This window comes from Acholeplasma laidlawii PG-8A (genome assembly GCF_000018785.1).
GTDB classification, from domain to species: Bacteria; Bacillota_I; Bacilli_A; order Acholeplasmatales; family Acholeplasmataceae; genus Acholeplasma; species Acholeplasma laidlawii.
Map to the genome: position 1 here is coordinate 1,382,243 of NC_010163.1, position 22,854 is coordinate 1,405,096.

The 22,854-nt window shown below is 31.8% G+C and carries 20 protein-coding genes, 2 tRNA genes and 1 pseudogene; 6 read left to right on the forward strand and 17 right to left on the reverse strand.

The annotated features are described in order from the left end of the window. Nucleotides 1-2: 2 nt before the first annotated feature. The 4 genes from ACL_RS06555 (at nt 3) to ACL_RS06570 (ending at nt 2,614) form a co-directional block, all read left to right on the forward strand. Nucleotides 3-659, forward strand: coding sequence for an amino acid ABC transporter permease (locus ACL_RS06555; protein WP_012243250.1), 657 nt, complete (start codon nt 3-5; stop codon nt 657-659). Nucleotide 660: 1 nt separating this feature from the next. Continuing rightward, nucleotides 661-1,365 (forward strand): amino acid ABC transporter ATP-binding protein, encoded by a 705-nt coding sequence (locus ACL_RS06560; RefSeq protein WP_012243251.1) that lies wholly within the window; start codon nt 661-663, stop codon nt 1,363-1,365. A gap of 22 nt (nt 1,366-1,387) precedes the next feature. Further along, nucleotides 1,388-1,672, forward strand: coding sequence for a YerC/YecD family TrpR-related protein (locus tag ACL_RS06565; RefSeq protein WP_012243252.1), 285 nt, complete (start codon nt 1,388-1,390; stop codon nt 1,670-1,672). 105 nt (nt 1,673-1,777) lie between these two features. Beyond that, nucleotides 1,778-2,614 carry a polyprenyl synthetase family protein gene (locus ACL_RS06570; RefSeq protein WP_012243253.1) on the forward strand — a complete coding sequence of 279 codons (837 nt, stop codon included), beginning with the start codon at nt 1,778-1,780 and terminating at the stop codon, nt 2,612-2,614. A 35-nt stretch (nt 2,615-2,649) separates the two neighbouring features. Here the strand turns inward: ACL_RS06570 and ACL_RS06575 are convergent, their stop codons facing one another. The 3 genes from ACL_RS06575 to ACL_RS06585 form a co-directional block, all read right to left on the reverse strand. Then, nucleotides 2,650-3,579, reverse strand: coding sequence for a sensor domain-containing diguanylate cyclase (locus tag ACL_RS06575; RefSeq protein ID WP_012243254.1), 930 nt, complete (start codon nt 3,577-3,579; stop codon nt 2,650-2,652). A gap of 107 nt (nt 3,580-3,686) precedes the next feature. Continuing rightward, nucleotides 3,687-5,039, reverse strand: coding sequence for an aldehyde dehydrogenase (locus ACL_RS06580; RefSeq protein ID WP_012243255.1), 1,353 nt, complete (start codon nt 5,037-5,039; stop codon nt 3,687-3,689). A gap of 103 nt (nt 5,040-5,142) precedes the next feature. Then, nucleotides 5,143-6,135, reverse strand: a complete 993-nt coding sequence (locus ACL_RS06585) for a calcium/sodium antiporter (RefSeq protein WP_012243256.1) — start codon at nt 6,133-6,135, stop codon at nt 5,143-5,145. A 682-nt stretch (nt 6,136-6,817) separates the two neighbouring features. Here ACL_RS06585 and ACL_RS06590 point away from each other — a divergent pair. Together ACL_RS06590 and purB are read left to right on the forward strand one after the other, a co-directional pair. Further along, a pseudogene (locus ACL_RS06590) lies at nt 6,818-8,088 on the forward strand (adenylosuccinate synthase). A 3-nt stretch (nt 8,089-8,091) separates the two neighbouring features. Next, nucleotides 8,092-9,384, forward strand: a complete 1,293-nt coding sequence (purB, locus tag ACL_RS06595; protein WP_012243257.1) for an adenylosuccinate lyase — start codon at nt 8,092-8,094, stop codon at nt 9,382-9,384. 43 nt (nt 9,385-9,427) lie between these two features. On the opposite strand, the gene ACL_RS06600 is transcribed toward purB, so the two are convergent. From ACL_RS06600 to ACL_RS06660, 14 genes are all read right to left on the reverse strand, one after another. Further along, a complete protein-coding gene (locus tag ACL_RS06600) occupies nt 9,428-10,714 on the reverse strand; it encodes an aldehyde dehydrogenase family protein (RefSeq protein WP_238523140.1) in 1,287 nt (428 codons plus the stop codon). Continuing rightward, entirely contained in the window at nt 10,656-11,696 is a 1,041-nt protein-coding gene (locus ACL_RS07350; RefSeq protein WP_012243259.1) for a leucine-rich repeat domain-containing protein, read from the reverse strand. The genes ACL_RS06600 and ACL_RS07350 overlap by 59 nt, the downstream gene beginning before the upstream one ends. A gap of 532 nt (nt 11,697-12,228) precedes the next feature. Next, a complete protein-coding gene (locus ACL_RS06605) occupies nt 12,229-12,972 on the reverse strand; it encodes a hypothetical protein (RefSeq protein WP_083235209.1) in 744 nt (247 codons plus the stop codon). After that, nucleotides 12,962-13,897 (reverse strand): hypothetical protein, encoded by a 936-nt coding sequence (locus ACL_RS06610; protein ID WP_012243261.1) that lies wholly within the window; start codon nt 13,895-13,897, stop codon nt 12,962-12,964. Before ACL_RS06610 ends, ACL_RS06605 begins: the two co-directional genes overlap by 11 nt. Nucleotides 13,898-14,444: 547 nt before the next feature. After that, nucleotides 14,445-14,520 (reverse strand) — tRNA-Glu (locus ACL_RS06615). A 2-nt stretch (nt 14,521-14,522) separates the two neighbouring features. After that, nucleotides 14,523-14,613, reverse strand: a tRNA-Ser gene (locus tag ACL_RS06620). Between the two features lie 63 nt (nt 14,614-14,676). After that, a complete protein-coding gene (locus tag ACL_RS06625; RefSeq protein ID WP_012243262.1) occupies nt 14,677-16,851 on the reverse strand; it encodes a Tex family protein in 2,175 nt (724 codons plus the stop codon). Nucleotides 16,852-16,917: 66 nt separating this feature from the next. Continuing rightward, entirely contained in the window at nt 16,918-17,598 is a 681-nt protein-coding gene (locus tag ACL_RS06630; RefSeq protein ID WP_012243263.1) for a hypothetical protein, read from the reverse strand. Nucleotides 17,599-17,661: 63 nt separating this feature from the next. Continuing rightward, nucleotides 17,662-18,018 carry a holo-ACP synthase gene (gene acpS, locus ACL_RS06635; protein ID WP_012243264.1) on the reverse strand — a complete coding sequence of 119 codons (357 nt, stop codon included), beginning with the start codon at nt 18,016-18,018 and terminating at the stop codon, nt 17,662-17,664. 1 nt (nt 18,019) lies between these two features. Continuing rightward, nucleotides 18,020-18,943, reverse strand: a complete 924-nt coding sequence (whiA, locus tag ACL_RS06640) for a DNA-binding protein WhiA (protein WP_041634395.1) — start codon at nt 18,941-18,943, stop codon at nt 18,020-18,022. A 19-nt stretch (nt 18,944-18,962) separates the two neighbouring features. Then, nucleotides 18,963-19,868: an NAD(P)/FAD-dependent oxidoreductase gene (locus tag ACL_RS06645; protein WP_012243266.1), complete on the reverse strand. Its 906-nt coding sequence runs from the start codon at nt 19,866-19,868 to the stop codon at nt 18,963-18,965. Nucleotides 19,869-19,881: 13 nt separating this feature from the next. Next, entirely contained in the window at nt 19,882-21,411 is a 1,530-nt protein-coding gene (gene lgt, locus ACL_RS07355) for a prolipoprotein diacylglyceryl transferase (protein WP_049751964.1), read from the reverse strand. Then, nucleotides 21,395-22,348, reverse strand: a complete 954-nt coding sequence (hprK, locus tag ACL_RS06655) for an HPr(Ser) kinase/phosphatase (RefSeq protein WP_012243268.1) — start codon at nt 22,346-22,348, stop codon at nt 21,395-21,397. The genes lgt and hprK overlap by 17 nt, the downstream gene beginning before the upstream one ends. Then, nucleotides 22,338-22,844 (reverse strand): integral membrane protein, encoded by a 507-nt coding sequence (locus tag ACL_RS06660; protein ID WP_012243269.1) that lies wholly within the window; start codon nt 22,842-22,844, stop codon nt 22,338-22,340. The genes hprK and ACL_RS06660 overlap by 11 nt, the downstream gene beginning before the upstream one ends. Nucleotides 22,845-22,854 lie beyond the last annotated feature (10 nt).

The following is a 22,854-nucleotide window of genomic DNA, read 5'->3' on the forward strand; positions in this document are numbered from 1 at the left end:
CCATGGATTACTTTATAGATGTCTTAACCTATTTACTAGAAGGGTCTAAAATCACCCTTCTAGTATTTATCTTTACATTGTTATCTATCCCACTTGGTTTAATTTTTGCAGTCATACGTAAAATTAGTATTCAACCGATTGTGAAGTTAATCGATTTATATACTTGGATTATTCGTGGTACACCACTACTTCTGCAATTATTTTTTGTGGTGTACGGTCTACCTATATTGTTTGGACCTGCATTCTTGTTTGATGAACTTTATGGTGCAATATTTACCTTTATTATTAACTACACGGCTTACTTCATAGAAATATTTAGAGGTGGTATGAATGCAATCCATAAAGGGCAATATGATGCCTCAAAAGCAATCCACTTAAGTCCTTATCAAACCTATAGACACATCATACTTCCACAAACCTTACATAAAACACTACCAAGTATCGGTAATGAACTCATTACACTTATAAAAGATACTGCACTTGTAAGTGCTGTGTCCATTTCTGATATCTTAAGAAACTCACGTGAACTGGTGAATAGAGATTTTAGAGTGGAGTCATACATGGTTGCAGCAGTCATTTACTTATTGTTTACTTATGTGATTGTCATGTTGTTTAAGAAGATTGAGACGAGACATAAGGCTTACTACGGAGAAAGATGATATGTTATTAGAAGTTAAAAAATTAAATAAATCCTTTAACCCAACAAAGGCTGTAAATGATGTCTCTTTTAGTTTATCTAAGGGTGAAATACTTAGTATTATCGGTCCATCTGGTTCTGGTAAATCCACCTTATTAAAACTTATAGGCGGACTAGAAAGATTAGATAGTGGCGATATTTATATTAATAATATCCATATTGGTAGTGCCTCTAAAAAAGAAAAGAAAATAGCCCAAGAACATATTGGATTTATCTTCCAAGATTTCGCTCTTTTTGATCATTTATCTATAAAAGATAATATAGGCTTAGCTTCTAAAGTTGTATATAAAAAGGATAAAACTTGGATAGATAGTGAAACAAATAGACTACTTTCATTATTTGGATTAAGTGATAAGCGCTTAAATTATCCACTTACCTTATCTGGTGGAGAAAAACAAAGGATTGCGATTGCACGCGCGCTTATTACAAAACCTTCTATACTTTTATTTGATGAACCTACATCAGCGCTAGACCAAGCATCTATCGGTGATCTAGTAGCAATCATAAAAGATCTTAAAAAAGAAGACATTGGTATACTTATAGTTACTCATGACCTTAATTTCGCTAAACAAGTGTCTGATAGATTGCTTTTTATGCGAGATTCAAGTATCATTTTTAATAGGGACATGGTGGATGTAAAAGACATTCACACGGTCTTTGACCTATAATCTATTTAAAAAGGAGTCTTGTATGTCTAAATTAAAAAGTGATGTAAATGATCTATTATTTGAAAGTATTTTAAAACTTGAAACATTAGAGGATGCTTATGATTTTTTTGAGGATCTATTAACCATGAAAGAAATCGAAGCTATGTCACAAAGAATATTAGCTGCAAAACGCCTTATAGAAGGAAAAACTTACGATCAAATCACAGAGGAAACTAAAATTAGTTCTACCACTCTAAGTAGAGTTTCTACTTGTGTCAGATATGGCACGGGTGGTTATAAAAAAGTTTTAAGTAAAACCTCTAAGTAAAGTTAAAATATTAGTCGCTTATCATAATTATGTTACAATAGGTTTTACATAAAACTAAACATTAAGGAGACCAGTAATATTTCATATATTATTGGAGTACATTTTATGCCAACAATTGAAAATAGACTAAAAGCTTATATCGAAACATTACCTGAAAGTAAATTAAAAGCGGCTATGGCCTATGCATTACTCGGTGGTGGTAAACGCATAAGACCTATGTTAGGGATGACCTTACTTGAAAGTAAAGGTGTTGATCCAACACCTTACATAGAAGCATTTTTAGCTGTTGAAATGATTCACACTTATTCGCTTATTCATGACGATCTTCCTGCAATGGATGATGATACACTAAGACGTGGAAAACCAACTGTACATATTGCTTTTGACGAAGCTATAGCCATCCTAGCTGGTGATGCACTTCTAACAGATAGTTTTAGACTTGTTACTCAAAACAAATATCTAAGCACTCTACAAAAAGTTGAGATCATCGATATCATTTCTTCTAAAGCTGGTAGTACCGGTATGGTCTTTGGTCAAATCAAGGATATTGAATCCGAAGACAAAATGGTTACAATAGAAGATTTAAATTTAATGTATGAGCTTAAAACAGCAAACCTCATTCAAGCCAGTCTTATGATTGCTGGCGTTATTCTTTCAGATCATGATATAAAAAGTTATGAGGATTTAGGTTACTATATTGGACTTATTTTCCAAATTCAAGATGACATATTAGAATATACATTATCACCTGAGGAATTTGGTAAATCTAAATCAGATGACATTAGAAATAAACCTACCTATGTGTCACTGCTTGGTTTAGATAAAGCCAATCAAGTACTAAATACATATGTTGATACATTAAATACATTAATCGAGTCTCTATATATTAAAGATACTGTTATACATACACAAATTAAACTATTATTAAATAGAAGAAAATAATAAAAAGAACTATCAAATTTATTTTGATAGTTCTTTTACTTTTGTTTACTCTGATACATCATTTGATCTACTCTGTTGATTAGTTGATCTATAGTTTCCCCAGGTTTATACTGAGATACACCCATACTAAGGACTACATATCCAACACTAGAGATTGGTGTTTTTTTAAATACATCTTGTATCCTACTAACAAGATTTAGGGCGTCTTTATATCGTGTATTTGGTAATACTAAGAAAAATTCATCGCCACCATATCTAAACGTTATATCTGATTCTCTTTTTGATTTATTTATAAGCTGAATGGTTTCAATTAATACTTCATCCCCCACTAAGTGACCATAAGTATCATTGATTTGTTTGAACTTGTCCACATCAAACATCAAGAGTGAAAAAGGTATATTTTTGTATGTATTCATATATATTTGATGTTCTAGTTCTTTAAACAACATACGCCTGTTTAGTGCATCTGTCAAGGGATCACTTTGAGCATACTTAATAAGTTGTTCCTCTAATTTCTTAGACTCTGTAATATCAAAAACAATACCCTCTAATTCAAGTGGTTTACCGTCTTTATCTCTTTTAGTAACAATGCCTCTATCATAGTACCAAAGATAATAGCCTTCACGGTGCATAATGCGGTACTCCACTTCATAGGCATCAGTTTTGCCGGTTAGATGTTGTCTCATATTATCCATCACACGATCATAATCATCTGGGTGCAATTTACTGGTGAAAAACTCAAATCCGATTTGACCAATCTCTTCTGCTTCATAACCAATAGTACGTGCTTTAAGTGCATTAAAAAAAACTTTATTCTCAGCATAAAGCCATTTCCATTGACCTAAGTTACCAGCCCATTTAATATTTATACTTAGTTGATCTTCTTTTTGTTTGAGTGCTTTTTCTAAGGTCAAGATATAATCTATTAATTCTTGTTTCGTATATGTTAGTAGTTTATTGTTCATAGAAATCCTTTCTATAAAAACTAAGAGATGTTATCAAGAATTATAGTCTCTATATCCTTATTATATACCACTTCTAATAGTCATAATCACTTGATGATTTATAGAAGTCACTTAAAAATCTTTCTAATAAGTTTTTCCTTAAACTTAGTATATGGTGGGTATATAATCGGTAAATCAAACCATGTAGCTTTTTTTACATAACCTTTCGTGTGGGAAAATAGTTTAAAGGAATAGAATCCATGGTAAGCGCCTATACCACTCATGCCAATACCACCAAACGGTAAGTATGGATTACTTACATGCATAATTGTATCATTGATAGCACCACCACCAAAAGTTAGGTTTTCAAATACATATGTTTGATTCTTTTTATCGTTTGAAAATAAATAAAGTGCTAGTGGTTTATCTTTTGTTTTTAGTAGTGAAACCAAATCTTTTAAGTTGGCATATTTAAGTACTGGAAGTATAGGACCAAAAATCTCTTCTTGCATCACTTTATCATCCCATGTTACATCTATTAATACTGTCGGACTAATGAGTTTAGTTTCGGCCTCTACTGTAGGTTTTTGAATCATTTTCGTTTCATCTATTAGTCCAATTAGACGCTTATAATGTCTTTCATTAATGATACGTCCAAAATAATTCATATCACTGTATCTTGTGTTAATTACTTGATTTAGGATATTAATAAATTCATCATGAATGGTGTCATGTACATAAATATAGTCTGGTGCAATACATGTTTGACCTGCATTTAAAAACTTACCAAATAAAATCCTTTCGGCTGCTATTTTTAGGTTTGCTGTTTCATCGACTATGGTTGGACTTTTACCACCTAATTCTAATGTCACAGGTGTTAAATGTTTACTTGCTTTTTCATAGACAATTTGACCTACACGACTACTTCCAGTAAAGAAGATATGATCAAACTTTGAATCTAATAACTTACTAGTCACTGTATAGTCACCTTCTATGACATATAGATAATCTTTATCAAAGTGATTGTTAACTAGTTTAACTAATATTTTCTCTGTATACGTTGCAAATTCAGATGGTTTAATCATCACTGTATTACCTGCAGCAATCGCTCCAATGAGTGGTTCTATTATTAGCTGAAATGGATAGTTGTAAGGACCAATAATTAAAATAGTACCCAGCGCATCATATGTGATATAAGATGAAGTTGCAGATAAGTAATATGGGGTTTTAACCTTCTTAGGTTTCATCCATTTCTTTAAACCTTTAATTGTATGTGTTAATGACTTTAAAACATAACCCACTTCTGTTGAATACGCTTCAAATCTAGACTTATGTAAATCTTTAAATAGTGCTTCTAAAATCTCATCTTGATAATTTATGATTAATTGTTTAAGTTTTTGTAACTGTCTTATACGAAACTCATAAGATAGCGTCTTACCACTTAAAAATAATGTTTTTTGTGATTGAACTATAGTCTCCATAATATTTACCTCTTATGTTCAGTATATCAAAAATGATGTGTTTATCTTAATCTAATAATTAGGCTAAATTATGGAGTAAAAGTAATTTTAGTTTCTAAGGTTATTAAACAATTGTAAGTGCACGTAAAATAATATAGGTAATATATGTTGCATAGATTAAAACTAAGATCAGTCCTTCTTTTTTAGATACGATGTCTTTTGTAATCGCAAACACTACCGCAATGATTGTTACACCTAACATGATAAATGTATCGATTACAACATCACCATTAATACCAAGTGGTGTAAACAAACCCGATAAACCTAGAATGAATAAAATGTTAAAGATATTGGATCCTACAAGGTTTCCAAATGCAATCTCATTTTCACCTTTTTTAGCAGCTACTACAGATGTAACCATCTCAGGTAGTGATGTACCTACAGCAACTACTGATAAACCAACTAAGGTAATAGCTTTAGTTGTAGACATACCAAATAGTCCAACTAATACGGTTGTAGCTAAATTACTAGCACCTTCTGTCACCATGTAACCACCTAATGTAACACCTGCAAGACCAATAACAAGTAATAACACTGATTTTTTCATATTAAGAATTTCAAATTCAACATTTTCATCTTCACTCTTACCAGTTTTTATCATGATATAGATGTAAACAATAAAAGTGATTAGCAATATAAGTGCTTCATACCAAACGATTCTTGTATCACTTTGGAAGAATAGTGCAAGCACTAAAATTAGTATAGAAGAAAATAATAAATAAGGAAACTCTTTTCTGTACATGGTATTAGATACTTTAACAGGTCTTGCTAGTGCTGTTAACCCTAAAATAAGTGAGATATTTACAATACTAGAACCAATGACATTACCCATTGCAATATCTGCAGTTGCGCCTGGTTCAACGGTTAACGATGCAATAAAGCTTACTGCAAGTTCAGGTAGTGATGTACCAAAAGCAACCAATGTTAAACCAATGACTAAAGGTGATACTTTAAACTTTCTTGCAATCGATGAAGATGATGCAACAAAGAAATCTGCACCCTTAACTAAAAATATAAATCCTATGATGAGTAAACCGATGTTTATGACGTAATCCATGAACTTTTCCCTTCATAAAAAGACTTTACTAGACTTTTTATCTTCTTTTTTTGTATAAGTAACTACTTAAGTTATGAAAATCAAACTATAAGTTTTTATAAGATATTTTACATTCGGAAAGCATTTTAACATGCCTAATTTATGAAATCAAGCGTAATGGTTTAAACAAGTATATAAAATATACTTTAATGTATTGTATGTAAAATTTCTTCTATTTGAATTGACGCCTCTAAATTAGGCACAAGAGATAATCTAAAACAGATGCTGAATTTACGTTTTCTATATAACAAAATATTTTCACTAAATCTCAACTTATTTTGATTCCTTATCATACCACATGAAATCAATTACATAAGTTCGAGTTTCGAGGACTTTTTGAATATCTTATAAACCCTTTTAATTTTTTCCATCAAAGACAAAAAAACCTACCACAAAATAAGCGCTTATTTATTAAGGCTGTATAAACCAAGAGATTAAAGATATACTGATGGCTCCGGATTATATATATATCATCAATGTTACTATTATCATAAGCCTGAAAAAATAACTTGATTTATAATTCAAATACATACGTATATGAAGTTTATATGCATGTGTGTTTTTCTTACGTATAATTTACAGTTTTTGTTATATTTATATGATAAAATATAACGTATTTTAAAATTACCTATGGAGATAAGACATGAAAAGAATAGTTGTAGTTGGTACACAATGGGGCGATGAAGGTAAAGGTAAAATTACTGATTTTCTTGCTCAAAAGGCTGATGTTGTTACCAGATACCAAGGCGGAAATAATGCAGGTCATACAGTTGTTATAGGCCATAAGAAATATGCACTGCATTTATTACCATCAGGTATATTGAATGCTGACAAAGTTAATATATTGGCTAATGGTATGGTTATTAATATCGAGGCACTGATTGCTGAATTAAAGAATCTAAATCATACAGATTATCAGTTGTTTATTTCTGATCGTGCACATGTAACATTTCCGTTTCATATCACTTTAGATAAACATGAGGAATTCCTTAAAACAGAAAAGATTGGTACAACCAATAAGGGTATTGGACCAACCTACAAAGATAAAGCATCCCGTATTGGTATAAGGGTTGCTACACTTGTATCAAATGAATTTGAATCAGAACTTAGAAAGTTAATTGATGAAAAAAATATAGACTTTAAAAACTACGGATTACCTTTAATAGATTTTGATTCAGTCTATAAAACATATCAAGCTTATGCAAATATTATTAAACCGCTTGTTAAAGATACTTCTCTTTTATTAAATGATTATATAGGATCAGGGAAAAACATTTTATTTGAAGGGGCCAAGGTACACTGCTTTGTTTAGATCATGGAACATATCCCTTTGTTACCTCATCATCACCAACAGCAGCCTCAGTACCATTAAATACCGGGGTTGCACCTTGGTTAATTGATGGTGCTATTGGTGTGACTAAGGCTTACTCAACCAGAGTAGGTGCCGGTGTCATGCCAACTGAAATATCAGGTGATATTGCCCAAAGTATACGTATCAAGGGTAACGAGTTTGGTACAACCACTGGAAGACCAAGACGTATTGGTTGGTTAGATTGTGTCGTTTTAAATTATACAAAACGTGTTTCTGGGTTATCTTATTTAGCAATTACTTTATTGGATGTCTTATCCGGTCTAGACACCATAAAGATTTGTACATCTTATACATTAGATGGCAAAGAAATATTCACCATACCAGCACACATTAAAGACTATGAAAAATGTGTTGCAAACTATATTGAGCTACCTGGTTGGCATGAAGATATTACGGGTGTGAAATCATTTGATGCTTTACCAGTTAACGCTCAAAATTATCTAAACAAAATTACAGAACTTACAAAAATACCATTAGCTATATTTTCAGTGGGTCCAAGGCGTGACCAAACAATAGAAGTATCATCTATATTTGAGGATTAATTTATGATAAAAAGATATCGAACACCATTATTTGAAACTTTATGGAGTGATCAAAATCGCTATGACACTTTTTTGACAATTGAACTAGCTGTTGCCAAAGCGTGGTATTTATTAGGCAAATATGATGAAACAACTTACAATAAACTTACTAAAGCAACCTTTGATTTAGAATCAATCTATGCATTAGAAATAGAAACAAAACATGATATGATTGCATTTACAAGAACTGTCTCTAAAAGTTTGGGTGCTGAGAAAATGTGGCTACACTATGGTTTAACATCTACAGATGTTGTCGACAGTGCACTAGCACTTATACTCAGGCAAGCCAATCAAGCAATTAGATCAAAAATTAATAAGTTATTGTCAGTCTTAAAACAAAAAGCTTATACTTATAAAGACCAACCAACCATAGGTCGTACCCATGGCATCCACGCTGAAATTACATCTTTTGGATTAAAATTTGCACTATGGTACAGTGATCTAAAACGGCTACTTTCTGTATTTGATGCTGCCTGTAAAAACATCGAAGTGATTAAAATATCAGGCGCTGTTGGCAACTATGCGGCCAACACACCTCAACTAGAAAAAACAGTTTCCCGTCTATTAGATATAGCATCTGCAGACATTTCTACACAAGTACTTCAAAGAGACAGACATGCAAACTACATTTCAAGTATTGCACTATTGGGTAGTGAACTAGAAAAAATAGCCACTGAAATTAGACATTTATCACGTACTGAAGTATCTGAGGTAAATGAATACTTCAGTGTAGATCAAAAAGGTTCTAGTGCAATGCCACATAAAAAAAATCCGGTATCTAGTGAAAATATATCTGGATTATCTAGAGTCTTAAGAGGTTATGTTTTAACAGCTTTTGAAAATATTAATTTATGGCATGAAAGAGATATTTCCCACTCCTCTGCTGAGCGTATCATATTAGCAGATGCAACAACATTAATTGATTATATGTTAGATCGTATAACAAATACGCTATCTAACTTAGAGGTCCACGCATTAAAACTACAAAACAATATAGATATAACTGGTGGTATCGTATTTAGTCAACATGTACTATCTTTATTGATTGATAAAGGACTTACAAGAGATCATGCGTATGATTTGGTTCAAAAGATTGCGACTGATGCCATGAGCAATCAAAAAGATTTTAAAACAGAACTTTTAAAAAGTTCAGATATCATGAAGTTTATGACACCAGATGAACTGGATAAAGCGTTTGACTCAATCTATATATTAAGACATGTCGATACCATATACTTAAAAGTCTTTAAAACATAATAAAAGTCACATATCTATTTGATGTGTGACTTTTATTATCCCTTTACTTTAGGATTTTTTTGATTATATTTTCTTTGGACTTTGTATATGGTGGATAGACCAGTGGTAAATATAACCATGTGCAGCGTTTTATATAGGATTTTTTATGCGAGAATATTTCAAATGAGGCAAAATAATGATATGCACCCATCCCACTTTGACCAACACCGCCAAAGGGTAGGCAGGGATTACTCACATGCATGATAGTATCATTCATAGCTCCACCACCAAATGATAATTGGCTAAAGACTTTATGCTGTATATCTTTATTATTTGTAAATACATAAAGTGCCAAAGGTTTTTCTTTAGTTTTTAACAGTTTAATTAGTGTATCGATATCATCATAGATAAGTACTGGTAAAAGGGGCCCAAATATCTCTTCTTGCATGACTTTATCCGTCCAGGTTACACCCTTCATGATTGTAGGTGAAATTAAGCACATTTTGGCATCAATTACAGGTTTTTGAAGTACTTTATCTGCATCGATGAGATTCATTAATCGATCAAAATGTTTATCATTAATAATACGTCCAAACTGATGTAAATCATTATACATGGTATGCATCGTATCTGATAAAATCTTTATAAATGATTCTGCAATCGTTTGATGTACATAAATATAATCTGGTGCAATACATGTCTGTCCTGCATTTATAAATTTACCAAATATAATACGTTTGGCTGCAACTTTTAAATTGGCACTTTGATCAACAATCGTGGGACTTTTTCCACCCAGTTCTAATGTCACTGGTGTTAAATGCTTACTTGCTTGTTCATAAATGAGTTTTCCAACCCTTGTACTACCTGTGAAAAATATATGGTCAAATTTATTTTCAAGTAAATTTTCTGTTATCTTATGATCACCTGTTATAACATGTAGATAAGACGGCTCAAAGTGATCGTTTATTAAAGTTTGTAGTAACTGTTCTGTGTGGCTTGCATATTCAGAGGGTTTTATACTTGCAGTATTACCTGCTGCAATCGCACCAATAAGCGGTTCTAAGATTAATTGGAACGGATAATTATAAGGACCAATAATCAATATCACACCTTTAGGTTCATATGCGATATAGGAAGTAGTTGGGCGTAAGTAAATGGGTGTTTTAACCCGTTTAGGCTTCATCCATTTTTTGAGTGACTTTATCGTTTTTGTAATACTTTTTAAAACATACCCGATTTCTGTTGAATAACTTTCAAAAGCACTTTTGTGTAAATCTTCATAAATACTCTTATCATGATTCCGGTGTGTAGCCCCATATAACACGGTTGTCTGGATTAACCCAATCATCATGCCATCCATCTGGTTTTTCTAATACTTCTGCTTGAATTCTATTAAGCCTTGTCACATAAAATGCATTCGGCCCAATGGTGTGAACACTCAATGGAATCGTGATAGAATAAAATGTAGATCCATAAAATGCACTTGCTTCAATAACTTTAAGCATGCTATTTGCTTCAAATACAATATGATTAATAGACGCACTAAAAAAACTTGATTTCCCAATAGATTCGATTGTGTTTGGAATTGTTAACAAATCAATATTGGCGAAATGAAAGGCATACTTATAAATTTCAGTCACAGGTTTATCATCAATTGTTTTTTGTATAACAACCTTTGCCCTATTTGCTTGCCCAATATATTTTGCAAGTATAACTTTTTGGCTTTTTACTAAATAAATAATATTATCTTTTAAAATTGCTTTGGTACCGTTTGATAATAGATGTTTGATATTTTGATATGTATACTTTTTATCGTATGTCTCAATATCTAGGACTGAAGAATCTGTCATCTGATGTCTTAAATTTGTTTCTAATTCATCAATAGCATTTCTATTAGCTAATAGTGCGTATTTTGTGTACTCATTAAAATCAATTTCACCTTGTATCAATTCTAAATTGCTGTTTTCTGCAAACTTTGCATGCTCATTAAATATGTATTCATGCCATCGATAAGTATAGTGTTGTGGTACTTTAGATGCGCCTTTAAACGTAATAATCGCATGAAGTACATATTTAGTAGCTTCATCACCATTATAATATCTTGTTTGCTCATCACCTATATCTTTTAGATAGTAAGCGTGACCAAAAATATGAATATCTTTGATCATTTCAGATGCCTCGACATTTTGAACAGTTGAGTCTATCAAATAGTTATCCCAAAATAAATCTAAAATTGATTGATTATCTATTTCTAGTTTACTTATCGTTGTTGTGCAACCAAAGAGTAATGATAGACTAACTATACTTAAAAAAATTAGTTGTATATGCTTCATAATATATGCCCTCTTTTATATTTTTTTTGATGTTTGTATTATTTATATATTTTAATCATATCACATGTGTGATGTTTTTGATCGGTACTTCATAATCCAATAGTTTTTATATAATGAAAGAATATAAAGTCTTAATACGTCATTTATCGGTCTCATATTTTAAAGACATAATATTTAACTAATCATTTAAAACACTTCGTCGATACAACCCTAAAAGTGCAATGATTTTTTTATTACCTTTATCACAATTATCTTTGCAAGGTTTGGATCAAACTGTTTTTCTGCACATTCAATAATTTCTTTAACTGCTTCTTTTTTTGATTGTTACACTCGATAGATTCTTGAAGTTGTCATCACCTCTTAATCCAGCAAATAATCTAAAGGATCACTTTTTATATAAAAAACTCTTCCCATACGTGAGAAGAGTATTTCATTAATTAATGGTGACCCGTAGGGGTTCACGTTTTTTTCAGTGACTATCAGTTCAGACTGGCATGAAGATCAATATTTCAGGTATCGTTTTGGTAACCCTTTATATTTTTTTGCTGCCAGGGTAATCAATAATTAAAACAATTTCTTCAATAACTTGTCTTAAATCAGATTTCAAATGATCTAGATCGCTTTTCTTCGCTAAAAAACGCCTGTTATGCGCACTTAAATCTCCATATTTTTTTATTTGCATAATATTATTCTTTAAATTTCTACTATTGTTCCAAAATTTCGAATTAATAAACACTGGAATTAAATCGCTCAAGTATTTAAAGTTACCATTGTCATCCTTTATAAGATTATCACACTTGAATTTTTCAAATGTCTCAATAATTAAAGTCTCCAAGATTTTTCTTATTATAACAAGAGTAGCATCAAATAATCCGCTATCATAGCATTGATTCATTTGTTCAGCTATTTTTTTTATATAATATGGAGTTCCGTTAAAAATTTCCATTGATATTAAATTATTAGTAACTGGTACTTCTTTTATTATAGATAGCTTCTGACGTATATTTTCGATTGCATTTCTGTGCAAATAATAGCCATTTGTTTTTTTTCCGAAAGTTGCGTTTCTGCCTTTACTATTTTTCCCCAAATAATCGGGAATATTTGAATAAGGCTTTATAAGGAGAGTTTCATAGCATTCTAAAATATTCTTTGCCGTGAAATATGACTGCTCAAGTTCAATCAATAAAAAATACGAAAAATATTTGATTAATTTGCTTGATTGTAAATGATTAATGTCGGGAATTTTTGATGAAAACAATTCTAGCTTATCTTTCAACTTTGTCACCATTTATTATAAGATTTCTTTTGATATAATCTTCTCCCATATAATTAATTTTATAATATGATTTTTTATTTGATGATAACAAAAAATTCATTTTATGTTTTGCATTTGTGAGTGCTGAAACGATATTAAATGATATATTTTCATCTAAAATTCTTAATAAAGTGAAAATTTCATCTTTACCCATTTCATCTATTTTTTTGTGTTCTTTCATCCAATTAAAAAGTAGTATAATTTTATCGAGAGTTTTGTCATGCTTGTATGTTCCCCAATATGTTCTTAAATTTATTCTATCCTCCTCGTTCAAATTCAACTCCACTATATTATAAGAGGTTATAGCTGTTTTAGATTTCTTGTCACCTTTATTTTTTTTGATCTTTTCACGAGTGTTATAAATTATGCTTTTAGCTTCTTCGAGTCCCAAAGTTGTTATTTTGTAATCTGAATTATTAATAGCTTGAATAAACTTAGAAGTCACAAGTTTTGCTATATTGGTTTTAAAATTGCCCATGCGATTTGATGTGCTTCTTTTAGATTCATCGTATTTCAATTTCAAATCTTGTTCTGTAAATAATTTCTGTCCATTATCAGAACTATATAGCGCATACACTAATAGCCATTCTTTTTCAGATCTCGGATTCCCCTCTAAAACTATATTACCTAAAAACGGTAATTCAGTATTTTCTATAACTGCTTGTGATTGGTCGGTTTCCTCATTCATTTGTGCGCTAACTAAAGACTCTTTACTGTCTAATATCCTATTGTTACCTATCATGTTATGATTATCTACTTTTTTTGACATTAGAGATCCCAAACCATCTTCTTTTAATTCTTGAAAAATTGTTCTAACAATCTCGCCTTCCCCATCCAATTCAATTTCAATCTCGCCGATTCTAACTTTCAATCTTAACTGACTCATATTTTCCCCTCATATTCTAATGTATTGTTTATGCATAATACTCAAAATAGTAATATGCATACATAACTATCTTTTATTATATATAATTTAATCTGTTTTGTAAAATAAATCAAAGTTAGTTATAACCATGTAGTCTCAAAAGTTTCGTGTGAATTGAATTAGTTAAGATATTAAGACCTCTCATTTGTATCTCTAAAGTTTTTAATTGTCTGAATAAAAGCTCATTACATTCCATTAAATTGATATGATGATCTTATGGAATTTCACAATTCATATGGTTTGAGGAACGCACATTTCAAAATCACTCAAAACTTATATCAAAATAAGTTGCTTTTTTCGCAAAATTTTGAAACCTATAATATATCTTCAAGAATTGCTTTAATTTTTGTTTATGTACACATAAGTTTTAGGAGGTTTTCTAAGTTTGAATGAACTCTGACAAATTCAGTTTTTTCAACTTAGAACATCTGTTAATGAGTTTAAAACTCTACATAAATGTCTAGAAAAAAAACCTTCCCACGGGTGAGAAGAGTATTTCAATAATTAATGGTGACCCGTACGGGATTCGAACCCGTGAATGCATGCGTGAAAGGCATGTGAGTTAACCGTTTCTCCAACGGGCCAATGGCGGAGCGAGAGGGATTTGAACCCTCGCACGGGGTTAACCGTCTAACGCGTTAGCAGTGCGCCCTCTTCGGCCTCTTGAGTATCGCTCCATTGTAGGCATGAATTAAATCATGCCTTATTATATTAACTTATTTTATTCTAGTTGTCAATCACTAATTTGATGTATTTACCATGGTTAGCCCTACTTGACCTTTATCACGGTCAATATTGAGTACCCAGACAGTTACAATTTGCCCAACTGATACAACATCTTTGGGATGTTTCACAAATTTATTAGACAATTTAGAGATATGAACAAGTCCATCATTTTTAAGTCCTACGTCAACAAAAGCACCAAAGTCTGTTACGTTTCTTACAGTACCTTCTAATTCCATACCTACCTTTAAGTCTTCAATAGATAATACATCAGATTTTAAGATTGGTTGAGCATAGTCATCACGTGGATCTCTCATAGGTGCAACAAATGCATCTAGTATAAGATCTAGTGTATATTTATCGGTATGCAGTTCACGAGCTACTTGTTCTCTATCGATGTTATCTGTCCATAGTCTAATACTTGGTTTCCCAATATCTTCAGAACTGATATTTAATTTCTTCATCACTTCTCTTGCTAGTTGATAACTTTCAGGGTGAATAGATGTTTGGTCTAAGATTTCATCAGATTCTGGTATTCTTAAGAAACCAACTGCTTGTTCATAAGTTTTAGGTCCAAGACTTGGTACTTTTAATAAATCTTCACGAGATTTAAAACCACCAATTTTATTTCTGTAGTTGACTAAGTTTTCAGCAACATTTTTGCTTAAACCAGATACATAGGTTAGTAAAGATTTACTTGCAGTATTCGCGTTCACACCCACTTGGTTTACAACTTGTGTAACAACAAAGTTTAGAGAATCATCTAGCTTTTTAGGTGCAATATCGTGTTGGTATTGACCAACACCGATAGATTTTGGATCTATTTTAACAAGTTCAGATAGCGGATCTTGTAGTCTTCTTGCAATACTTGCAGCAGAACGCTCTTCCACTGAAAAATCAGGGAATTCTTCACGTGCAACATCACTTGCAGAATATACAGATGCACCTGCTTCATTGACGATAACGTATTTAGCATCCATATTTTGGTTCTTTATGACTTCAACAACAAACCTTTCGGTCTCTCTTGAAGCTGTACCATTACCGATTGCTACTAATTCAAACTTATATTTTTTGTATAAAACTTTTAATTGAAGTTCAGCTTGGAATACCTTTTCAGGATCTGGTCTACCACCTTGAGTTGTCTCATGTGGATAAATGACACCTTTTTCAAGTACTTGTCCAGTTTGATCAACAACAGTCCATTTACAACCTGTTCTAAATGCAGGGTCAATACCTAGAATCACTTTACCTTTTAAAGGTGGTTGTAATAATAGTTTAGATAAGTTGTCTGCAAAGACTTCAATCGCTTGTTCTTGACCTTTTTCAGAGAGTTCTGAGCGAATTTCTCTTTCAATCGAAGGAAAGATTAAACGTTTAAGTGAATCTTTAATTGCTTCTTCTAAATACATATCTGCATTAGATGGTTTTTTGATCACTTGTTTGATTAGATAGTTTTCCATGGCTTCTTTAGTACCATCTAATTTTACTGTGATAACTTTTTCATCTTCAGCACGGTTAATCGCTAAAATTTGATGTGGTTTAATTTTAGTAATCGATTGACTATAGTCATAGTAAATCTCATACACACCCTTTACATCTAATTCTTTACCATTTTTTCTTAAATTAGATACTAATACACCATGTCTAAATAAGTAATCTCTTAAATATTTACGATAGTTTGCATCATCACTAATAAGTTCTGAAATAATGAATCCAGCACCTTCAAGTGCATCTTTGGTAGTTAATACTTCATCATTAAGATATTTTTTTGCTTCTTCTACTACATCCGTTTTTGGAAATGTTAATAAGAATTTTGCAAGTGGTTCTAAACCTTTTGCAATTGCTTCTGTTGCTTTAGTCTTTTTCTTTTCTTTGTATGGTCTGTAAAGGTCTTCAACTTCCACGAGTTTAGTAGCACTTAAGATTTCATTCTTAAGTTCTTCAGTTAACATACCTTTTTCATCAATTAAACGGATAACATCTTCTTTACGTTTAAATAGGTTATTCGCATACTCAAACATTTGGTTAATTGCAAATATCTGTTCTTCATCCATACCACCAGTCATTTCCTTACGGTATCTAGCGATAAATGGAATGGTTGCACCATCTGCTAAAAGTTCAAGTACAACTTTAACTTTAGCTGTTGGTAATTTGAGTTCTTTTGATACACTCATTACTAATTGTTCGTTCATAGTTTCCTCCTAATACTGGTTCTATATAATAAATAAAGGGAAAAATTGATTTCCCTTTATGAATGGTTAATTTAATTCGTTTAATACGTCTGTTAATTTATCTTCAGCACGTTTGTTTTGGCCTACTTGGTCAAAAGGTCCGTACCAATTTAAGTCTTCACCATTAAATACGTGTAATAACACAGGGATTGTTGCTCTTGAAGCTTGTCCAGCAGAAACATCAACAACTGCTTGCCAGCTTTCATTTGCAGGATTATCCACATTCACAAAGAATAGAACATATTCATCGTTAATTACAGTGAATTCAAAATCGTCAAATTTTACCTTTTTAACAGTGTCTAAAGCCATGATATCATCAGCCACATCAAGTGCACCTGGTTGCCATGAGTTTGTATCTTTTTCTGAATAGAATAAGATATAAACATTAGCATATCTATCAAGTGTATATTTTAAACCTTTATGAGTAAGATTTTCAAAGTTTTCACGGTTTGATATTTTAGTAATATCATCTACTAATACATAGTTTGATCCTTCATAACGGAATGGATCTTTATTTTTTCCACTCGATATAATTGCATCAATTACAAAATATAGCACAACAGAGACCATTGCAACCGCCATAATAATTAATACAATTTTGAAAAATAATTCGCCTTTTTCTGATTCTTCTTTAATACCTGATAAGCTTTTTTCTACTTTTTCTTGTTTAACAGGTTTTTTAACATCTTTTTTATTTATTCTTGCCATGTTTTTCACATCCTTAAATTTTTACGCAATAATATTATACTTAAATATCATCAATTTTACAACCTAAACTTTAGTTTCTAATACAACAAATGCGATAGCATAAAGGTTTGTGTGACTTATTGTAATATGTACTACAAAATCACTTGTATGTTTAGATACAACATAAGGTGCCCCTACACTGTCATTTAGTACTGAAAAATCCTTATAATTAGCCGTTTTATCCCCTGCTTTAAAGCATTTAAATAAAGATTCTTTGACAGCAAATCTACCAGCTAAATAGGTTAGTTTTCTATTTTCATGGTTGATTTTGGCATATTCGTTCTTCTCATCTTCATTCAATATTTTATCTTTAAAGCGGTCGATGCCAATAGATTTAATTCTTTCCAATTCAACTAAATCTGTACCGATAGCATGTATCATGTTATCCCTCGTTTCTTAACTCATTTGCTAAATCTTTGATTTTTTTAAATCGGTGATTTAGTCCTGATTTTGTAATGGTTTCACCATAGAGTACTTCATACTCATCAATAAGTTCCATGAGTGATGCATCTGGATGTGTTTTTCTTAGGTGAATCACTTGAAGTAGTTTATCATTTAATCTCATGTGATACTTTTCGATGAATTCAATATCTTCTAACTGACTATTGGCTGCTACAATTGTTTTTTTCTCATTAGCAATCTCACAGTTTAATATACGGTTAATTGAGTTATTAAAATCTCTTTTAATACGTATATCTTCAAATTCAAATACAGTTTGAGATGCACCAATATATCTTAAGAAGTCTTCTATTTTATTGACGTCTTTTAAATACACGATAAACCCTTTACGTCGCTTCGTAATTTTAGCATCCATATCAATGAAGTTCATTAAACGTTGTATCTTTAATATCGTATCTGAGTTTTCAGAATATATTTCTAAATGATACTCGGCCTTTTTAGGATCATTTACAGAACCAGATACTAAGAATGCACCTCTTAAATAACTTAGTTGAGCTTCTTGAGAAACGGTTAAGAATTCAGAGGCGTCTTTATCACCTAAGATGCCGTGCTCTTGCATAATTTGTTTCAAGGATTCTTGAATGCCTAATCGAACTTGATGTCCTTTATTAAAACTACCTTGCTGTTTGGTAAGTAAGGTAGAATCAATTTTGTATTGTTGTTTGAGCAGTTTTAAAAACCTTCTTGCAACAGTAGGGTTATTTGATTTAAACCAAAGCGTTGGTACACCTTCTGAAATAGAAAGTTCCGTACCTAAATCGATCATCGCAGAGAGTTCAGCTAGTTGTTCTTCATTGGTTGTATTTAGTTGGATGAGTTCATTTTTAACTTCTTTAGCATAACTCAAATTTAATCATTTCCTTTAATTATAAATTTTCAATATATTTGATAATATTTTGTGTTGCAATTGCACCATCACTGACTGCAGTAACAATTTGTCTAATCTTTTTAACTGTTACATCGCCTGCAGCGAATATGCCCTTACAAGGCGTTTGGAAGTCTTCACCAGTTAGGATGTAGCCAAACTCGTTTAAGATGTTTAAATCCTTTAAAAACGATGTTGCAGGGATTAATCCAACGTACTCAAAGACACCATCCGTGTCAATAACTTGTTCTTTACCAGCAACCGATACTTTAACACCTTTTAAGTTATCATCACCAACAAATTCTTTTGTTTCTGCATTAAAGATAAAATCAACATTTTTAGCATGCATCAGTAAGTCTTGAGCTTTTTTATCCGCTGTTAAATATGGTAGGTTTTGTACCACTGTGACATGACTCGCAATATTAGATAAGAATAGTGCTTCTTCTACAGCGGAGTTTCCGCCACCAATAACAACCACTTTTTTATCTTTATATAATGGACCATCACAAATAGCACACCATGAAATACCTTGTGCAGTGTAATTCATTTCACCTGGTATGTCTAATCTTCTAGGTACTACACCTGTAGTAATTAAAATAGCTTTCGATTCAAATGTTTCATGTGCTGTAACTATTTGTTTTGTAGTGCCTAAATCTTTAATTTCAAGTACTTCTTCAAACTTAACTTCTACACCTAAATTTAATACATGTTCAAACATAGATGTTGCAAGTTCATAGCCCTTAGCTTTTGTAAATCCTGGGTAGTTTTCAACTTCTGCAGTATCGACTATTTGACCACCTGGTGCGCCTTTTTCAAACATCATGACTTTTAAATTCGCACGCTTTGCATAAATTGCTGCCGTCATACCTGCAGGACCTGAACCAATTATTAATACATCATAAATCATTTATTATTACCTCTTAAAATATATAGAGTAGTTTTTCTAAGTTATCAACTACAACGTCTGGTTTTGCACCCAAGAGTGCTTCATAATGCACGGAATAACCTACTCCGATAGATTTTACATTTGCAGCTTTGGCTGCTAGGATATCATTTGGATGATCCCCTACATAAGCAGCATTTGAAGGACTAACATTTAATCTTTCAAGTGCCATATTGATTGGTAGTGGATCCGGTTTATGTTTAGGCGATTCATCGGAACCAATAATCACATCCACATATTGCATTAAATCATTTTGTTCTAAGCCTAGTTTTACAAATTTGTGTATCTTACTACTTACAATACCTATGAGATAATCATGTTCTTTTAAAGTTTTTAAAACAGTAAGGGCATTTTCAAAACTCTCTACCTTAACTTTATGATTTACTTCATTAATTTCTCTATAGGTTTTAATCATTGCTTGTAGTTTTTTGTTATCTTTTTCATACCATCCAAACGATTCATCTAATGTTGGTCCAACAAATGCTTTTAATTCTTCATCGGTTAACTTCTTGTTTGGAAAATGGACTTTAAAAGTAGCTGTAATATTTTTGTAGATAAGATCTATGGTATCTAGTAAGGTACCATCTAAATCAAATAATACAGCTTTTCTACCGTAGTCATTATATGCAATACGGTTTTTAACTTTAAGTGTTCTGTATAAATAGATTGCTAACCCAGCAATGATAAGCCCTACTGAGGTTGCAATACTCGTTGGGATATTAAACATCATTAACGGTTCCGGTACACCACTATTCATTCTTAAGATTTCAGTTGGAATACGGCCAATGCCATACCATACTAAATAAAAGGAAATGATGTCACCAATTTTAACTTGTTTCTTTCTTCTAAATACTAAGATAAGTATAAGCCCTAAAAGATTCCAACTACTTTCATAAAGAAACGTTGGGTGTCTAAAGGCACCACCTATATTCATGTTATCTCTAATAAATGGTGGTAACCAGTTTAGATTATCAATTACTGGACCGTAAAGTTCACGGTTCATAAAGTTACCCCAACGGCCAAAGATTTGACCAATTAAGAAACCCGGTCCAACCATATCAAGCACAAAGAAATAGTCTATTTTCTTCTTTTTAGCAAATAAAATTAAACCTAGTACTACGACGATAATCGCTCCATGAATAGCTAATCCACCTTCTGTAACGTCTAACATGCGAAGGATATCCCCGTTATATTTATCTAAATTAAATAACACGTACCAAAGTCTTGCACCAATTACTGCAGAAGGTACAAAGACTAATAAACCGTCCCAAAGAATGTTAGGATCTTGGTGATATCTAGTAAGTTCTAAATAAGCTAAAACTGAAGCACTAATAATACCTGATAAAATAAATACTGCATACCACTGTACACTAAATGAACCAAGTTCAAATGCAGTGCCACTATAAGGGGCAGTACCAAAGGTAGCAATCAGTATAAGTAGTAGGAATAATAAGGTGATTCCACCATATACAATATAACCTTGGTATTTTTTAAATGTCGTCATCATCGTCTTCTGCTCCTTTTGCAGCTTTTGCTGCTACGTTTTGTATAAGTGTTTCTGCTGCGTTATAACCTAAATATTTTAACTTTTGATTCATTGCTGCAGATTCTACTAGGGTTGCGTTATTACGTCCTGGTAAAACTGGAATCGTAATCTTTGGTATTTCGGTACCAAAAATAGTATAGTTTTGAGTTTCAATACCTAGTCGGTCATAAGTTTTAGACTTATCCCAATGTTCTAATTCAATCACTAATCTAATTTTTTTGTTTTCTCTAAATGCTCCAGCACCTAACATTTGAACCACATCTACAATACCAATACCGCGTATTTCTATATAGCGCTCTAGTATTTTTGGTGCTTGACCAATAATCACACCTGGAGCTGTTTCATAAACATCCACTCGATCATCAGCAACTAAAATATGATTTCTTTTAATCAGTTCCAGAGCAGTTTCAGATTTACCTACACCGGATTTACCAATAATTAATGTACCCATGCCATAAATATCTAGTAACGTACCATGAATACTTTCACGTGGTGCAAGTGCACTACGTAAATAAGAATATAGTTTTGAGTTAATTGGTGTTGTACGTTCATTGGATTTATAAAGTGGTACATGATACTTATTACCTAAGTCCATAAAGTATTGTGGGATATCCACATTAATACTAAATATCACTGCAGGTGGTTGTAGTTTAAGTACTGCATCTACACGCTCAATTTGAACTTGTTCATCTAGTAACATCAAAAAGTGTGCTTCTTTTGAACCGATAAGTAAAATACGTTGTGGATCAAAAAAGTCTAAGAATCCAGCAAACTCAACACCGGGTCTGCTAAGCATTTCTACTTCTACACGTCTATCCTCTCCGTCAAAACCTGCCACTATTTTTAAATTTAAGTCATGTGCTATTTTTTTAAGTCTAATTGAATTTTTATAAGCCATGAGATGCCCCTTTCTGAATCCACTTGGATTTTCTTACATATGTTGTAAATAATAATCTAATCATCATAAAGATGAATGTAAATGCGAAAATGTTGGAACCATTATAAAGAAATGATATTTGGCTGATACTTAAGTCAACTAAATAAAAGGATAAGAGATTACTTAAGTAAAACATGAGACCAAATGTCATGAGTACAAATCTGTATAAGTATCTTACCATGAGTCCTTTGATAAATACTTCAATACTTGTAAATAATAACATAGCTACTACAAAGGATTCAATCGATTCAAATTGAATGATTGGATAAAATCTTGAGGATAGTCCTACGACTATACCACCTACTAAAAAGTTAATAATGGTAAGTAGTAATACATGGTAACCAAAATTCATGTGTAAAATAAGCCCTAATTGGTAACCAATAATCGCCTTTTTTTTACGAATGATTTTATCCTTATTGTCTTCATTTTTATTTGGATCGTTTGAATCATTTTGCATAAGTCATTTT

Coding starts and splice junctions, on each gene's coding strand:
- ACL_RS06575 (WP_012243254.1), bottom strand. CDS start 3,579: ATGAACAATAAACTACTAACATATACGAAACAAGAATTAATAGATTAT.
- ACL_RS06630 (WP_012243263.1), bottom strand. CDS start 17,598: ATGGCAAGAATAAATAAAAAAGATGTTAAAAAACCTGTTAAACAAGAA.
- ACL_RS06555 (WP_012243250.1), top strand. CDS start 3: ATGGATTACTTTATAGATGTCTTAACCTATTTACTAGAAGGGTCTAAA.
- ACL_RS06585 (WP_012243256.1), bottom strand. CDS start 6,135: ATGGATTACGTCATAAACATCGGTTTACTCATCATAGGATTTATATTT.
- ACL_RS06560 (WP_012243251.1), top strand. CDS start 661: ATGTTATTAGAAGTTAAAAAATTAAATAAATCCTTTAACCCAACAAAG.
- ACL_RS06565 (WP_012243252.1), top strand. CDS start 1,388: ATGTCTAAATTAAAAAGTGATGTAAATGATCTATTATTTGAAAGTATT.
- ACL_RS06625 (WP_012243262.1), bottom strand. CDS start 16,851: ATGAACGAACAATTAGTAATGAGTGTATCAAAAGAACTCAAATTACCA.
- lgt (WP_049751964.1), bottom strand. CDS start 21,411: ATGATGACGACATTTAAAAAATACCAAGGTTATATTGTATATGGTGGA.
- ACL_RS06570 (WP_012243253.1), top strand. CDS start 1,778: ATGCCAACAATTGAAAATAGACTAAAAGCTTATATCGAAACATTACCT.
- ACL_RS06600 (WP_238523140.1), bottom strand. CDS start 10,714: ATGATGATTGGGTTAATCCAGACAACCGTGTTATATGGGGCTACACAC.
- ACL_RS06580 (WP_012243255.1), bottom strand. CDS start 5,039: ATGGAGACTATAGTTCAATCACAAAAAACATTATTTTTAAGTGGTAAG.
- hprK (WP_012243268.1), bottom strand. CDS start 22,348: ATGGCTTATAAAAATTCAATTAGACTTAAAAAAATAGCACATGACTTA.
- acpS (WP_012243264.1), bottom strand. CDS start 18,018: ATGATACATGCTATCGGTACAGATTTAGTTGAATTGGAAAGAATTAAA.
- ACL_RS07350 (WP_012243259.1), bottom strand. CDS start 11,696: ATGAAGCATATACAACTAATTTTTTTAAGTATAGTTAGTCTATCATTA.
- ACL_RS06660 (WP_012243269.1), bottom strand. CDS start 22,844: ATGCAAAATGATTCAAACGATCCAAATAAAAATGAAGACAATAAGGAT.
- purB (WP_012243257.1), top strand. CDS start 8,092: ATGATAAAAAGATATCGAACACCATTATTTGAAACTTTATGGAGTGAT.
- ACL_RS06610 (WP_012243261.1), bottom strand. CDS start 13,897: ATGAGTCAGTTAAGATTGAAAGTTAGAATCGGCGAGATTGAAATTGAA.
- ACL_RS06645 (WP_012243266.1), bottom strand. CDS start 19,868: ATGATTTATGATGTATTAATAATTGGTTCAGGTCCTGCAGGTATGACG.